Genomic DNA, 14921 nt, shown 5'->3' with positions numbered 1-14921 from the left:
AGATAATGAAGACGGTGCGTTTGACTGCCGCTCAGGCCTTAGTGCGCTACCTTGCCAATCAGATGACGCCGGAAGGCGTGCCGTTCATTGCCGGTGTCTGGGCGATTTTCGGCCATGGCAATGTCGCAGGTCTCGGCGAAGCCTTGCAAGGCGCGCAAGACAGCGTCACCACATGGCGCGGGCAAAATGAGCAATCCATGGCCCACGCAGCCATTGCCTATGCCAAGCAGCTCGGCCGCCGCCGCGCTATGGCGGTGACCTCCTCGATTGGTCCCGGCGCTTTGAATATGGTGACGGCAGCAGCGCTTGCCCATGTCAATCGCCTGCCGGTTCTGCTGTTGCCGGGCGATGTGTTTGCCAATCGCGGACCCGACCCGGTGTTGCAGCAGGTGGAAGATTTCAACGATGGCACGGTCTCTGCCAATGATTGCTTCCGGCCTGTCAGCCGCTATTATGACCGCATTTCGAGGCCAGAACATCTGCTGACCGCGCTGCCGCGCGCCTTTCGCACCATGACCGATCCCGCAGATTGTGGCCCGGTGACACTGGCCTTTTGTCAGGATACACAGGCGGAGGCCTATGATTATCCCGAAAGCTTCTTTGCACCGAAAATCTGGCATATCCGCCGCCCACAGCCGGATGCATTTGAGCTGGAAGCGGCGATTGCCGCGATTAAAGCTGCCAAAAGCCCGGTGATTGTCGCAGGCGGCGGCGTGCATTTTTCCGGTGCCACGCAAACGTTGAAGGATTTTGCGCACAAGCACCAGATTCCGGTGGTGGAAACACAGGCCGGAAAATCGGCTCTGCCCTGGGATGATGCGCTGAATTTCGGACCCGTTGGTGTTACGGGGGCGGCCAGTGCCAACACGGTTTGCGAGAAAGCTGATCTCGTGATCGGTGTTGGCACCCGCTTTCAGGATTTTACCACCGGATCGTGGGCGCTGTTCAAGAATCCAAACCGCAAGATTCTGGCACTCAATGTTCAAGCCTACGATAGCGCCAAGCATGACGCCTTACCGCTTGTGGCGGATGCAAAAATTGGTCTGGAACTGATCTCGAAAGCCTTAGACGACCACCGTTTTGCGGCACCGGATGCGGGCTTAAAAGCCGACTGGTTTGCAAAGGCCGATGCCGTCACCGCCGCGCCGAAGGATGGTAACAGTCTGCCCACCGACATGCAGGTGATTGGGGCTGTGCAGCGCGCTTCGCGTGACAACACCGTGGTGATGTGCGCCGCAGGCACCATGCCCGGAGAGTTGCATCAGCTTTGGAAATCCAAACTGCCGCTGTCCTACCACATGGAATATGGCTTTTCCTGTATGGGCTATGAGATTGCTGGCGGCATGGGCATCAAGATGGCCGAGCCGGAGCGCGACGTGATCGTCATGGTCGGCGACGGCTCTTACATGATGATGAATTCCGAGCTGGTGACTGCCTGCGCTTTGGGTGTGAAAATCACCGTGGTGATCACCGATAACCGGGGTTACGGCTGCATCAACCGTCTGCAAATGGGCACGGGCGGGGCCGAGTTTAACAATCTCTACGCCCACACCTCGCATATCCACGCGCCACAGATTGATTTTGCGGCCCACGCGGCTGCCATGGGGGCCGATTCCAGCAAGGTGACGACCATTTCTGAGCTGGAAGCAGCGCTAGAGAGTGCCCGCTCAGCCACCAGACCCACGGTGATTGTCATCGACACCGACCCATACCCCACGCCGGAGGCTGGCGGTTACTGGTGGGATGTGGCGGTGCCGGAAGTATCCAACAGACATGAAGTGCAACAGGCTCGCGCCCGCTATGAGGCAGCGCTCAAGGAAAGAAACTAAGATGATTCTCTACGGAACCAACCCGATTGCCTGGTCCAACGATGATGACCGCACGCTGGGTGCCCATATCAGCCTCGACCAATGCCTGGATGAAACATCCAAAATCGGTTTCGACGGCATTGAAAAGGGCCACAAATTCCCGCAGGAGCCTGCGGCCCTGAAGGCTGTTCTGGAGCCGCGCGGGTTGCGCTATGTCTCTGGCTGGCACTCGCTGAACCTGCTGACCAACAGCATTGAAGACGAAAAGGCCGCGATGCAGCCCGCCCTCGACCTGCTCAAGGCCATGGGCTGCAAAGTCATTATCGTCTGCGAAACATCGAATGCTATTCATGGTGATGATGGCAAGCCGGTGAATGATCGCCCGAAACTGGCGGATTCGGAGTGGGCAAGCTTCGGTGCAGGCGTGGAAGCGCTGGCCGAATATGCGGCTTCTCAGGGCATTGCGCTTGTCTATCACCACCACATGGGCACAATTGTCGAGAGTGAAGAAGAAATTGACAAGCTGATGGCCAACACTGGCCCACATGCCAAGCTGCTGCTGGATACCGGCCATTGCCTGTTTGGCGGCGGCGATCCTGAGCAGGTTGCCAAAAAGCACATGGGCCGCGTGGGGCATATCCATGCCAAAAATATTCGCCCGGTGATCACCAAACAGGTGCGTGATGAAAAGCTCTCCTTCCTTGAAGGCGTGCGCCGTGGTGCCTTTACGGTGCCGGGCGATAGCGAAGGCGGCGTGAACTTTTTGCCGGTTTTGAAAGTGGCCGCCGAGCACAGCTACGAGGGCTGGCTGGTGATTGAAGCCGAGCAGGATCCAGATGTGCGCAATCCTTATGATTACCAAAGCCTCGGCCTTGCTTCGTTGAAGGCCATGGCCAAGGCGGCGGGGTTGGATAAGACGGCTTAATCGATCTGAGCAAGTGGGTTACCCCCCTCTGTCCTGCCGGACATCTCCCCCACAAGGGGGGAGATCGACCTGGGGTTTACCTCTCGTTCTCTTTTGTTTTTAGTGGCATACCTAAGGAGTTAGCCGTTGAAGTGGATGGGTAACTCCATCTGATCTCCCCCCTTGTGGGGGAGATGGTCGGCAGACCAGAGGGGGGTGAACTGGCGCAAACCTATGCTATGTCACTCCCTCCACAGCCTGAATGGTAAAGAGCGAGACCCGAACACAAGGTAGGTCCATGAAGTTTCTCAATCCCCACGACCCGTTTTTCAAGCCGCTCTGGGTGCGCATTCTGGTCGTGCTGGTGCCGCTGGTCTGGGCGGGGCTTGAGCTTTATTCCGGCTCACAAACCTGGGCAATAATTTCTCTGGCGCTTGGTTTTTACGCCGGTCTGCAACTGTTCTGGGTGTTTTACAAAACACCGGAAAAGGGAGATAAAGAATGACCAATCTTTTGCGCAAACCCGTCGCCGCCGCGGGAAAAGTCCATGATATTACGCCGCAAAGCGCCAATTGGGGCTATGTCGGCTTTGGCCTTTACAAGCTGAAGGCAGGCGAAAAGGCTGAGGAGCAGACCGGTGACACGGAAGTGATTCTGGTGCTGGTCGAGGGCAAGGCCGAGATTTCCAGTGCTGGCAAAAGCTTCGGTGAGCTTGGCGAGCGCATGAACGTGTTTGAACGGACCCCGCCCCATTGCGTCTACATTCCGGCGGGCAGCGCGTGGAGCGCGACGGCCACCACCGATGTAACCTTGGCCGTCTGCACCGCCCCAGCCAAACCGGGTCGCGAGGCGCAAGTGATTGGCCCTGCCGGTATTGCGCTCACCGAGCGTGGCAAGGGTGCCAACACCCGCTACATCTTCCCCATCGCCATGGAAGAGCGCGATGTGGCCGAGAGCCTGCTGGTGACAGAAGTGTTTACCCCGCAAGGCAACTGGTCCTCCTATCCGCCACACCGGCATGATGAGGATAACTTCCCGAATATGACCTATCTGGAAGAGACCTATTATCACCGCCTCAATCCGGCTCAAGGCTTTGGCTTCCAGCGCGTCTTTACCGAAGATGGCAGCCTCGATGAAACCATGGCCGTCTCGGATGGGGATGTGGTGCTGGTGCCAAAGGGTCACCATCCATGCGGTGCGCCCTATGGCTATGAGATGTATTATCTCAATGTCATGGCCGGACCGATGCGCAAGTGGCGCTTCCAGAACCATCCCGACCACGACTGGATTTTTAAGCGGGATAATCCCTAAGAGTTTTAAAGGGATTGCCCGATCCGGGCAGTCCCTTTCTGGCCGTTGTTGCGGATCCAGTTCAGGCTTTTATCGCCGGTTTTATACAGCTCAAAGCACATCGGCGCGCCCTTGTACCAGGTGGTAAAGCGCTGGCAGAGCTGATCATCCTTGATCCACCATTTGCCGGTGTCATTGGGTTTGACAAAGCGTCCAAGGCCCAGTGCCTCGCCATCTCCATCCACAACGCCGTTTTTGCGATAGTTGAGCGGAAACTCCCCGCCCATCGGGGTTGCGAGATAAATGCGCTTTCCCACAATGTCTTGACGAATTTCTCTCGACGTATAGCGGCTTTCGCCTGCGGCAAGTGCCGCTCCGGCGCTGATCACTGCCATAAGCAGTGCAGAAATGAGTACGCGACCAGAAATTTCCAAATGAGATGTCATTACCTCGGCCCTCTTGTGATCCATGACCTTATTTTCAGTCGTAGTAACGTTACGACCGACACAAAGGTTCAGATTACAATCGCCGGAATTTTTCCGATAAAAGGGGGTAGACATGACCGGCATGACGTCGTTGGAACATCCTTATCGTGCTTTGGTGGTTGGAGGATCTGGTGGCATTGGCTCCGCCTTTGTTGAGGTTTTGCGCTCAGACCCTGCGTGTGCGGCTGTTGTTACCCTCTCGCGCAGTGTGGACGGCTTTGATGTCACCAATGAAGACAGCGTGGCGGCTGCCGCTGAGCGTCTCTCGCAGCAGGCCCCTTTCGATGTGGTGATCTGCGCAACGGGCGCTTTAACGATTAACGGCATTGGTCCAGAAAAAGCGATCAAAGCCGTAACTGCCGACGGCATGGCGGCGCAATTTGCGCTCAATGCCATCGGCCCGGCTCTGGTGCTGAAATATTTTCTGCCGCTGGTGGTTAAAGACCGACGCGCCATGATGGCGTTTTTATCGGCGCGTGTTGGTTCGATTGGCGATAACCGGCTGGGTGGCTGGATATCCTACCGCGCCTCAAAGGCGGCCTTGAACCAGATTGTTCGCACCGCCGCTGTCGAGATTACCCGCACGCGGCCACATGCGGTGGTGGCCGCCTTGCATCCCGGCAGCGTTGCCACATCGCTGTCGGCCAATTTTGCGCCCAACCATGAGCGGTTCACGCCGCATGACAGTGCAACGAGGCTTCTCGAGGTGCTTGATCATCTCTCGACAGCGCAATCTGGCGGTTTCTTTGCCTATGATGGATCAACCATTGAATGGTAGCCACCAATCCAGCGAGGCGTTGGTTGCGTATTGGCGTATAGTGAACATTAAGAGCGGAGAGCGCCATGCATGTGTTGAAATCAGCCTTTGCCAGCCTGACCATGGGTCTTCTATCGACCGTCAGCACAGCTAAGGCGGCGGATTTTGCGTTTGAGACTTATTTCCTCGGAAAAACCGTGGCGGAAGGGCATTTTGCAGCCATTAACGGTGTCAGTCGCTCATTCACGGTTGATCTCACGGGCAAGTGGGATGGTCATGTGCTGACGCTACGCGAGGATTTTCGCTTTGATGATGGCACCAAAGACCGCAAAACCTGGCGCTTCGTCAAAACCGGCCCGACCTCCTACATCGGCACCCGCGAAGATGTGATTGGCGATACCAAGGTGCGCATTGATGGCGATACCGCGCATTTCAACTATCTTGTCTATCTTGATCCGCAAAAACAGGCGAACAAGGTCCGCTTTTATGACAAGATGGTTTTGAACAAGGATGGAACGGTGTTGAACACAGCACTGGTGACAAAGTTCGGTTTTCCGGTGGCGAAAACCACCGTAAAATTCAAAAAGCCAGCTCTGCACCACTCCGCCCATAACCACGAAAAGGCGTTTCAGTAATGGTCATGTCGTCGTCAAACCTGCGTGTGGCCTGGATCACGGGGGCCAGTTCCGGCATTGGCCGCGCGCTGGCGCTAAAACTCGCCCGTGATGGCTATCGGGTGGCCGTCAGCGCCCGCAATGCTGATGAATTGCAAGCGCTCGCCTTGGAGAGCGGTGGTGTCATCCAGGCTTTTCCTCTGGATGTGACTGATCGTGATGCCGTGCATCGGGTGATGTCGGAGATTGAAGTTGCCCTTGGCCCGATCGACATGGCGGTATTTTCGGCAGGTACCTATGTTCGGGAATCGATCAGCAATTTCAACGCCGATCAATTCCGCACGATGATTGAGCTGAACCTGATGGGTACGGCCTATTGTTTAGAGACCATCATGCCGCGCATGGTTGCACGCGGCAAAGGCCGCATCGGGCTTTTGGGGTCGGTGTCGGGCTACACCGGTCTTCCCGGTGGCGGTGTTTATGGTGCCACCAAATCCGCCCTGATTACACTTGCCGAGGCGCTCCATCCCGGTCTTGCCAAAAAGGGTGTGACGCTCAGCATCATCAATCCGGGCTTTGTCAAAACGCCGCTGACTGATAAAAATGACTTTCCCATGCCGTTTATTGTTACCGCGGAAGAGGCGGCCGAGCATATCGCCAAGGGCATGGAAGCGGGAAAATTCGAAATTGCCTTTTCGTGGAAAATGGTGCTGCTTTTAAAGAGTCTGCGGCTTTTGCCCTATCCTCTGTATTTCAAGCTCACCGAGAAAATGCTGCGCAAATCCTGAGCGGCGAAAATTGAGTGTAAAAAGGAGGCTTTCGCCTCCTTCAGACTGCTGACAAACCCTAAATTTATCCTCGACGTCATGCTCGGCACAGGGCCGAGCATCTAACCACGCTAATTTCATAAGCAAAGTCAATTTCTTATCCAGCCACGGCAGACCCTCGGGACAGGCCCGAGGGTGACGAAACGTCGAGCGAGAGGTTTGTCAATAAGCTGAAGGAGGCTTACGCGTCCTTTTTACACGCTCAGTTCAAATTGCACCACATCCAGACGTTTGGTGCGGAAACCTGCGGCGCAGTAATGCAGGTAATAGCGCCACATGCGAAAGAAGCGTTCGTCAAAGCCAAGCGGCGCAATGCGTGACCAATGGGCGGTGAAGCTCTTGTCCCATTGCAGCAGGGTGCGCTCGTAATCCGCCCCAAAGCGGAAGGTGTCTAGCACCTTCAGGCCGGATTGTCTGGCCGATGCCTCAAACCGCTCCACTGAGGGCAGCATGCCGCCGGGGAAGATATAGGTCTGGATGAAATCGGCATGGCTTTTATAGTGCTCGAACCTGCCTTCATCGATGGTGATCACCTGCACAATTGCTTTGCCCTTGGGCGCAAGCAGGCTGCGGACACGATCAAAATAGATGCGCCAGTTTTCTTCACCAACCGCTTCGAACATTTCGATCGAGACGATTTTGGTAAACGTGCCTTGCACGTCGCGGTAATCTTCCAGACGAATATCGGCCTTGTCGGACAAACCTGCTTTGCTTAACCGGGCGCGGGCAAAACCCGCCTGTTCCTTGGAGAGCGTCAGGCCGGTGACCTTGCAGCCGGTGGCGCGAATGGCGTGTTCGGCAAAGCCGCCCCAGCCGCAACCAATTTCCAGCACATGGTCGTCGGCGGTTAAGTTGAGTTCCCGCACGATGCGTTGATATTTGGCCGCTTGCGCTGCTTCCAGCGATTGATGCGGTTGCTCAAACAGCGCAGAAGAATAGGTCATGGTGCCGTCGAGCCAATGACGATAGAAGTCATTGCCGAGATCATAGTGAAAGGCGATGTTGCGTCGGCTTCCTGCCTTGGAATTGCGCCGCAGCTTGTGGCGGATCAGGGCCAGTTTGCCGAGAAGGGTGGAGGGGGCCATCAGCTTTTGCCAGTTTCTTTCATTGGCAATCACCAATTCCAGAAAACTTGCAATATCGGGGCTATCCCAATCACCATCCATATAGGATTGCGAAAAACCGAGGCTGCCGCCGCTGATCACCCGACGCACTGGCCGCGCATTGTTAAAACGCAGCACCGCTGATGGGCCAAGATTTGGGCCTTGAACATGGTGCTCACGTCCGCCGGGAAACAGCAGCGTGAGATGGCCGTGGCTCAGGCGGTCTGCCCAGCCGCACAGGATGCGCTGCCAAAGCGGTGCCGAGCGAAAAGAAGGTGCAATGGTTTGCTGTTCGGCATGACTCATGATGGGGCCTTTGCGCTGATGGCGTCGGAATGGATGATAGAGCTGGCAATGGGCTTCTCAGCCTTGCGGTGCCGATGCACCGGCACGCCTTTTGCCCAAAGCTTGAGGGCTTCCCAATGGATGGCCCCCATGACCTTCAAGGTCATCAAGGGATAGGCAACAAGCATTTTCAAAAGGGCTTTGTCGCTTAGGGTCTGGCGCTTGCCGCTGAAACTGGCATAGAGCAAATCACCTTCGTGGTCGGTTTCGTTGATCGCCACCAAAACCTTGTCGGTGGGCGGCGTGATCTTGAAATGATACTGGCACTCCATGGGTACAAACGGCGAGACATACATTTCTTTCGCGCAAGAATGGCGAAGGGTGCCGTCCGAATTGGGCGAGGCGGGGATGATATAGGTGTGCCGCTCATGAAAGGTGTTTTCCACCTCATAGAGAATGGCTTGGAGATCACCTTCGCCGCTGTGGCAGAAATAGACCGTCAAGGGATTGAAAACATAGCCAAAAATACGCGGATAGCACAGCATGGTGACGCGCAGGTCAGCGACTGTGATACCCGCATCAGCCAGATGCTGCGCCACCCAGTTTTTCAGCTCTGCCGTTTCGCCAAGACCATGGTCTTTGTCGTAGACGCTGAAGAGTGCCCGGCGGTTGTGGCCAAACAGTCGCAATTTCTGATCCAGCGCCGACAGTTCATCGAGATCGATCAGCAGCGTGAACACCTTATATCGTAAACTATGTTTTTTCGGGCGGTGGCGGTGATGCACCACGTCTCCTTCGAAAAGCGCAGATTTCCAGCTCATATTGCCGCCGTCAGCGGAGTTTTCAGAAAAATCCGTCCCGATTCGTCTTTGACTGTCCATGGGCGGCGAAGGCCTGAAAGATGTTCGGCACAGGCCAAGCCCGCTTGCAGGCCATCCTCGTGAAAACCGCTGCCGAAATAGGCTCCACAGAACCAGGTGTTGCGCTGTCCCTGCAACTGGCAAAGCTGCTGCTGGGCCGCCATTGCCTTGGTGTCAAACAGCGGATGTTTATAGTCGAACACCTGATGAACCTTGGCGGGATTGACATCCCGTGACGGGTTGAGCGTCACAAACAGCGGCAGGTTGTTGTCGAGACCTTGCAGCTTGTTCATCCAATAGGTCACACACAGCGCGCTTTCGCCCGCCTCGCGCGCTTCGCCAAGATAATTCCAGCTTGCCCACACGCGCTGACGCCTGGGCATGAGACTGACATCGGAATGCAGCACGGCGACATTGTTGGTATAATCAAAAGCGCCGAGAATGCTGCGTTCCTGACTGCTCGGATTGTCCAGCAGCTTCAACGCCTGATCGGCATGGGTGGCCACAACGACATCATCAAACCGGTCCTGATGGCCGCTTGCCGTGATGATTTTGACGCCGAATTCGTCGCGCTTGATGGCAACAACCGGATCATTGCTGCGAAAATCTGCATTGGTTGCCGCCCGCAACCGGCTGACATATTCGCGGCTGCCGCCCGTCACGGTGCGCCATTGCGGGCGATCGTTCAAAGACACCAGTCCATGATTGACAAAGAAGCGGATAAAGGCATGCAGCGGATAGGCCCGCATATCGGCAGCCGTTGTCGACCAGATAGCGGCCCCCATGGGCAATAAATGGTCTTCAATAAAGGCGGCGCTGTAGGCCTCAAGGTCGAGATAATCGCCGAGCGTGGTGGTGGCCAGATCCTGACGGTCCAGAAGCGCCGGTGCTTCGCGATAAAACCGCATGATATCCGCAACCATGCGCCAGAAGCGGGGGCGAAGTGCATTGCGGCGCTGGCCGAGCAGGCCAGACAGGCCAGATCCGGAATATTCAAAGCTGCCCGCATTCAACGATGCGGCAAACGACATGTTGGATGGCTGGTTTGGCACCTTCAGATGCTCAAAAAGTGCGACCAGATTGGGATAATTGCGATCATTATAAACGATAAAGCCGGTATCAACCGCAATGCTGCCTTTCGGGCCGTCAACGGTGACCGTATTGGCATGTCCGCCCAGCCTGGGCTCTGCTTCATACACCGACACGATGCATTCTGACGACAGGAGCCATGCGGCAGAAAGGCCGGAGATTCCTGCACCCACAACGGCGACACGGCGTTTATTGCCATTAAAAGGGGTCTGCACGCTCATATCCATCCTGTCCCCGCCTCTTCTGTTGGTGTTGTGAGAGCTATTACGCATAGATTACCCCGTTGGATTGGTGCAGAGATGCGGAAGACACTATTTTTTCGATCTGTGATCCACGCTGACCGGCGCTGCGTAGTGGAGCGCATGACAATAACCATTTCCCAACCGGCCCCAGAATGCCACAATAGTCGAACGCAGCGTCTGCGCCATTTGCCGCGCAATGTTGTTCAGCGCAAATCTGTGCCTTTGGGCGCGAATGGGATGGTTATGGACATTGAAACGGAAGATATGCCTCGCTTGCTGGCGGCCGTGGGTCGCGATCGGGACGTTGAGGCATTCGAAACATTGTTCCGCCATTACGGCCCGCGCGTGAAAGCCTATATGGCCAGACAATCGCGTGACGCCCAGGCGGCAGAGGAACTGATGCAGGAAACCATGATGGTGGTCTGGAACAAGGCTGCTTTATTTGATCCCGCTCGGGGCAATGTCTCCGCGTGGATTTTTACAATTGCCCGGAACCTGCGTGTCTCGGCCTATCGTAAGGAGAAGCGGCCGGAGTTTGACCCGACCGATCCCGCTTTTGTTCCCGATGATGTTGCGCCCGCTGATCTGGAACTGGAAAGCCGTGAAGACGCCGATCGTCTTCATAAAGCCATGCGCGAATTGCCCAAGGAGCAGATGGAGTTGTTGCAGCGCTCATTTTTCCACGACATACCGCACAGTGTTTTGGCCAAGGAATTCAATCTGCCGCTCGGAACGATCAAGTCCCGCATCCGACTGGCCTTTGCCAAATTGCGGGCAGCTCTCGACGATACGGTGCTCGGTGATCGCAGCGGGGAGGGTCGCTCATGACTGTGCAGCATCATGTGAGTGACGCGCTCCTGTTGGATTACGCCTCCGGCAGTCTGGCAGAAGGTTGGAGCCTTGCAGTTGCCACCCATCTGGCACTCAACCCGGAAAGCCGTAAACGTCTTGCCTGTCTTGAGGCCGCAGCCGGTGCCTTGATGGATATGGATGAGGTGGAGCAGCCCGACAATCTCGATCAATCCTGGCAGTCGATGCGTGAACGCCTTGCTGCGTCCAGCGATCTTCTGGTTGCCAAAAAGCCCGTGGCGCTGCCTGTTGCGACGAAAGCACCTTCTGCGGATGTTCCCGTTTTGCCAGAGCCACTGCGCTCTTATCTGGGGCGCGATGCCGCTCAATTGCGGTGGAAATCGCTGGGGCGAGGTGCATATCACATTCCCATCAAGACCAATGATGGCGAAACCAGCGTGCGGCTGTTGCGCATTCCGGCTGGAAAGCCGGTGCCGGAGCACAGCCATGGTGGTCGCGAGCTGACTTTGGTGCTGAAGGGCAGCTTTCATGATGGCTATGCCCGCTTTGCCCGTGGCGATCTGGAAGAGGCCGATGAAACGATGCAGCATCAACCGATTGCCGATGTGGGCGAAGATTGCATCTGTCTGGCGGTAACAGACGCGCCGCTGCGTTTCAAAAGCAGGCTCTTGCGTATGGTTCAACCGTTTCTAGGCATTTAAAGGAAATCGCCCATGCTGCGTTATATCATTGCCTATGTCGCAACCGCCGTCGTGTTTTTTGGTCTGGATTACCTCTGGCTCAGCCGGGTCGCGATTGGCTTTTACAAGTCGCAGATGGGCGAAATCATGCGGCCCCAGCCCAATTTCACCGCAGCGGGGGTGTTTTACCTGTTTTATATCGCGGGCATTGTTTATTTTGCGGTCTCGCCATCCTTGCAAAATGGCAGTGTGTGGACGGTCTTGCTCAGTGGCGCGCTTCTGGGCCTGTTTGCCTACGGCACCTATGACATGACCAATCTGGCAACGCTGAAAGCGTGGACCGTGTCGCTCAGTGCCGTTGATATGATTTGGGGCATGTGTTTGACCGCCATTTCAGCGGCGGCGGGCTATCTGGCCGTCACCCGTTTTTTGGCGTGAAATGTGCAACTCCCGCATGTTTCACGTGAAAAATCTGCATAAAATTGGGCTGTTACGGCGCTTTTGCCAAAGGCGTTGAAGGTGAAACGGGGCGGGTGTGCCTCTAACGTCTAACAGGCCTCTTTGTTATTTTTCCTTGCATAATCCACCATTTGGCGCAAGTCTCGCATCCGTAACGACTGGGAGGCCTCATGCTCACAATATTGGATCAGCTGGAAAACCGGCGCGCACAGGCGCGTCTGGGCGGTGGAACCAAGCGAATCGAAGCCCAGCACGCCAAAGGCAAGCTGATAGCCCGTGAGCGCATTGATGTGCTGCTGGATGAAGGCTCGTTTGAAGAATATGACATGTATGTCACTCACCGCTGCACCGATTTTGGCATGGAAGGCCAGAAGGTAGCCGGTGATGGCGTGGTGACAGGCTGGGGCACCATCAATGGCCGTCAGGTCTATGTGTTTTCTCAGGATTTCACCGTTCTCGGCGGTTCGCTCTCAGAAACCCATGCCCAGAAAATCTGCAAAATCATGGATATGGCCGCCCGCGTCGGCGCGCCGGTGATTGGCATCAATGATTCCGGTGGAGCGCGCATTCAGGAAGGCGTGGCCTCACTCGCCGGCTATGCCGAAGTGTTTCGCCGCAATGCTGAAGTGTCAGGCGTGATCCCGCAGATTTCCGTGATCATGGGGCCTTGCGCGGGCGGCGCGGTTTACTCGCCTGCCATGACCGATTTTATCTTCATGGTGCGCGATTCATCCTACATGTTCGTCACCGGCCCGGATGTGGTGAAAACTGTCACCAACGAAATCGTCACCGCCGAAGAATTGGGTGGCGCTGGCACGCACACCAAAAAATCATCCGTCGCCGATGGTGCCTATGACAATGATGTCGAGGCGCTGGAAAACGTGCGCCTGCTGTTTGATTTTCTGCCGCTGAACAACCGTGACAAGCCACCGGTGCGGCCGTTTTTTGATGATCCGGCCCGTCTCGACATGCGGCTGGATACGCTGATTCCCGACAGTTCCAACAAGCCCTATGACATGAAGGAACTGATTCTGGCGCTGGCTGATGAGGGCGATTTTTTCGAATTGCAAGAGGCCTTTGCCAAGAACATCATCACCGGTTTTATCCGGCTGGAGGGCCAGACGGTGGGCGTGGTGGCTAATCAGCCGATGGTGCTGGCCGGGTGTCTGGATATTGACAGTTCGCGCAAAGCCGCCCGCTTTGTGCGCTTTTGCGATGCCTTTTCCATTCCGATTCTGACGCTTGTGGACGTGCCGGGCTTTTTGCCGGGTGTGGCGCAGGAATATGGAGGCGTGATCAAGCACGGGGCCAAGCTGTTGTTTGCTTACTCTGAAGCCACCGTGCCGATGGTAACGCTGATTACCCGAAAGGCCTATGGCGGGGCCTATGATGTGATGGCCTCGAAACACATTGGTGCTGACGTGAACTATGCTTGGCCCACTGCCGAAATTGCCGTGATGGGAGCCAAGGGCGCGACCGAAATTCTCTACCGCTCCGAGCTGGGCGATGCCGAGAAGATTGCCGCCCGCACCAAGGAGTATGAAGAGCGGTTTGCCAATCCGTTTGTGGCAGCCGAGCGCGGCTTTATCGATGAAGTGATCATGCCGCATTCATCGCGCAGGCGCATTGCCCGCGCCTTTGCGTCTCTGCGTAACAAGCAGGTGACGACGCATTGGAAAAAGCACGACACCATCCCACTTTAATCGGGCCACTTTAAACAGGCCCACTTTAACGCAATTGCGCAACGACACTCCCAATGGTCGCGCAGCTTGCTCAGGAGATGATCATGACGGATTCAAAATTCCCACCGGAAAACAATTTGCCCGCTGGCTATGAGCCACCCAAGGTATGGACGTGGGAGCAGGGCAATGGCGGCGCTTTTGCCTCGATCAACCGGCCGATTGCCGGTCCCACCAGCGAAAAAGAACTGCCGGTTGGCAAGCATCCGCTCCAGCTTTACTCTCTCGCCACGCCCAATGGCCAGAAAGTCACCATTCTTCTGGAAGAGCTGCTGGCCGCAGGCCACAAGGATGCCGATTATGATGCATGGCTGATCACCATCGGCAAGGGCGAGCAATTCGGCTCCGGCTTTGTTGATGTGAACCCAAATTCGAAAATTCCGGCCCTGATGGACCATAAGCCCGCGGATGGCGGCGCACCTCTGCGCCTGTTCGAATCCGGCTCGATTCTCACCTATCTCGCCGATAAGTTTGGTGCCTTCCTGCCCAAGGATGCCCGTGCCCGCGCCGAAGCGCTCAACTGGCTGTTCTGGCAGATGGGCTCTGCGCCTTTTGTCGGCGGTGGTTTTGGCCATTTTTACGCTTATGCGCCGATCAAGATTCAATACGCCATTGATCGCTTTGCCATGGAAGCCAAGCGCCAGATGGATGTGCTGAATCGCCAGCTTGCCAACCATGAATTCGTCGCCGGTGCTGAATACACCATTGCCGATATGGCGATCTGGCCCTGGTATGGCCGCCTCGCGCTGGATCAATCCTATCCCGAGGCTGGCACATTCCTGTCCACCCATGAATATGAGCATGTGGTGCGCTGGGCCAAACAGATCGCCGAGCGTCCAGCGGTGAAGCGCGGCATCATCGTCAATAAGGCGTCTGGTGATCCGGGCACCTTCCTGCCAGAGCGTCACGATGCCTCGGATCTCGATGCGCTTCTGAAATAAACAGAAAAGGTTCTGTATTTGAGGGAAA

16 protein-coding genes are annotated in these 14921 nt (G+C 56.1%); 12 read left to right on the top strand and 4 right to left on the bottom strand.

Annotated elements, in window-relative coordinates:
* The first annotated feature begins 5 nt into the window (after nucleotides 1–5).
* The 4 genes from iolD (at nucleotide 6) to iolB (ending at nucleotide 4023) form a co-directional block, all read left to right on the top strand.
* A complete protein-coding gene (iolD, locus tag E6C51_RS18820) occupies nucleotides 6–1829 on the top strand; it encodes a 3D-(3,5/4)-trihydroxycyclohexane-1,2-dione acylhydrolase (decyclizing) (protein WP_190237133.1) in 1824 nt (607 codons plus the stop codon).
* A 1-nt stretch (nucleotide 1830) separates the two neighbouring features.
* Nucleotides 1831–2733 carry a myo-inosose-2 dehydratase gene (iolE, locus tag E6C51_RS18815; RefSeq protein WP_190237132.1) on the top strand — a complete coding sequence of 301 codons (903 nt, stop codon included), beginning with the start codon at nucleotides 1831–1833 and terminating at the stop codon, nucleotides 2731–2733.
* A 277-nt stretch (nucleotides 2734–3010) separates the two neighbouring features.
* The gene (locus E6C51_RS18810) at nucleotides 3011–3217 is read left to right on the top strand and encodes a hypothetical protein (protein WP_146937902.1); all 207 of its coding nucleotides are present in this window, start codon (nucleotides 3011–3013) and stop codon (nucleotides 3215–3217) included.
* Entirely contained in the window at nucleotides 3214–4023 is an 810-nt protein-coding gene (gene iolB, locus E6C51_RS18805; protein WP_190237131.1) for a 5-deoxy-glucuronate isomerase, read from the top strand. The genes E6C51_RS18810 and iolB overlap by 4 nt, the downstream gene beginning before the upstream one ends.
* A gap of 5 nt (nucleotides 4024–4028) precedes the next feature.
* Here the strand turns inward: iolB and E6C51_RS18800 are convergent, their stop codons facing one another.
* Entirely contained in the window at nucleotides 4029–4448 is a 420-nt protein-coding gene (locus E6C51_RS18800) for a hypothetical protein (protein WP_190237130.1), read from the bottom strand.
* A 121-nt stretch (nucleotides 4449–4569) separates the two neighbouring features.
* On the opposite strand from E6C51_RS18800, the gene E6C51_RS18795 reads away from it, so the two are divergent.
* The 3 genes from E6C51_RS18795 (at nucleotide 4570) to E6C51_RS18785 (ending at nucleotide 6646) form a co-directional block, all read left to right on the top strand.
* Nucleotides 4570–5265, top strand: a complete 696-nt coding sequence (locus E6C51_RS18795; RefSeq protein WP_190237150.1) for an SDR family NAD(P)-dependent oxidoreductase — start codon at nucleotides 4570–4572, stop codon at nucleotides 5263–5265.
* Between the two features lie 65 nt (nucleotides 5266–5330).
* Nucleotides 5331–5879 (top strand): DUF3833 family protein, encoded by a 549-nt coding sequence (locus tag E6C51_RS18790; protein WP_146937905.1) that lies wholly within the window; start codon nucleotides 5331–5333, stop codon nucleotides 5877–5879.
* A complete protein-coding gene (locus E6C51_RS18785) occupies nucleotides 5879–6646 on the top strand; it encodes an SDR family NAD(P)-dependent oxidoreductase (protein WP_190237129.1) in 768 nt (255 codons plus the stop codon). The genes E6C51_RS18790 and E6C51_RS18785 overlap by 1 nt, the downstream gene beginning before the upstream one ends.
* A 233-nt stretch (nucleotides 6647–6879) precedes the next feature.
* On the opposite strand, the gene E6C51_RS18780 is transcribed toward E6C51_RS18785, so the two are convergent.
* Genes E6C51_RS18780 through E6C51_RS18770 form a run of 3 tightly spaced genes read right to left on the bottom strand, consistent with a single transcriptional unit; the run spans nucleotide 6880 to nucleotide 10243 of the window.
* The gene (locus E6C51_RS18780) at nucleotides 6880–8094 is read right to left on the bottom strand and encodes an SAM-dependent methyltransferase (protein WP_190237128.1); all 1215 of its coding nucleotides are present in this window, start codon (nucleotides 8092–8094) and stop codon (nucleotides 6880–6882) included.
* Nucleotides 8091–8894, bottom strand: a complete 804-nt coding sequence (locus E6C51_RS18775; protein WP_190237127.1) for a DUF1365 domain-containing protein — start codon at nucleotides 8892–8894, stop codon at nucleotides 8091–8093. The genes E6C51_RS18780 and E6C51_RS18775 overlap by 4 nt, the downstream gene beginning before the upstream one ends.
* Complete coding sequence (locus E6C51_RS18770; protein WP_190237126.1) at nucleotides 8891–10243, bottom strand: NAD(P)/FAD-dependent oxidoreductase; 1353 nt, start codon at nucleotides 10241–10243, stop codon at nucleotides 8891–8893. Before E6C51_RS18770 ends, E6C51_RS18775 begins: the two co-directional genes overlap by 4 nt.
* Nucleotides 10244–10507: 264 nt before the next feature.
* Between E6C51_RS18770 and E6C51_RS18765 the strand changes: the two genes are divergently transcribed.
* The 5 genes from E6C51_RS18765 (at nucleotide 10508) to yghU (ending at nucleotide 14893) form a co-directional block, all read left to right on the top strand.
* Complete coding sequence (locus tag E6C51_RS18765; RefSeq protein WP_407920833.1) at nucleotides 10508–11092, top strand: sigma-70 family RNA polymerase sigma factor; 585 nt, start codon at nucleotides 10508–10510, stop codon at nucleotides 11090–11092.
* Nucleotides 11089–11775 (top strand): ChrR family anti-sigma-E factor, encoded by a 687-nt coding sequence (locus E6C51_RS18760; protein ID WP_190237125.1) that lies wholly within the window; start codon nucleotides 11089–11091, stop codon nucleotides 11773–11775. Before E6C51_RS18765 ends, E6C51_RS18760 begins: the two co-directional genes overlap by 4 nt.
* Nucleotides 11776–11790: 15 nt before the next feature.
* Complete coding sequence (locus E6C51_RS18755) at nucleotides 11791–12192, top strand: DUF2177 family protein (protein WP_146937939.1); 402 nt, start codon at nucleotides 11791–11793, stop codon at nucleotides 12190–12192.
* Nucleotides 12193–12383: 191 nt separating this feature from the next.
* Complete coding sequence (locus E6C51_RS18750) at nucleotides 12384–13916, top strand: acyl-CoA carboxylase subunit beta (RefSeq protein ID WP_190237124.1); 1533 nt, start codon at nucleotides 12384–12386, stop codon at nucleotides 13914–13916.
* Between the two features lie 83 nt (nucleotides 13917–13999).
* Nucleotides 14000–14893: a glutathione-dependent disulfide-bond oxidoreductase gene (gene yghU, locus E6C51_RS18745; RefSeq protein ID WP_190237123.1), complete on the top strand. Its 894-nt coding sequence runs from the start codon at nucleotides 14000–14002 to the stop codon at nucleotides 14891–14893.
* The last annotated feature ends 28 nt before the right edge of the window (nucleotides 14894–14921 follow it).

It is taken from the genome of Gillisella terrae (assembly GCF_004801395.1).
Classification (GTDB): domain Bacteria; phylum Pseudomonadota; class Alphaproteobacteria; order Rhizobiales; family Rhizobiaceae; genus Allorhizobium; species Allorhizobium terrae.
Note: the sequence above shows the minus strand (reverse complement) of the source record. Positions and strands in the feature narration are given on the sequence as shown.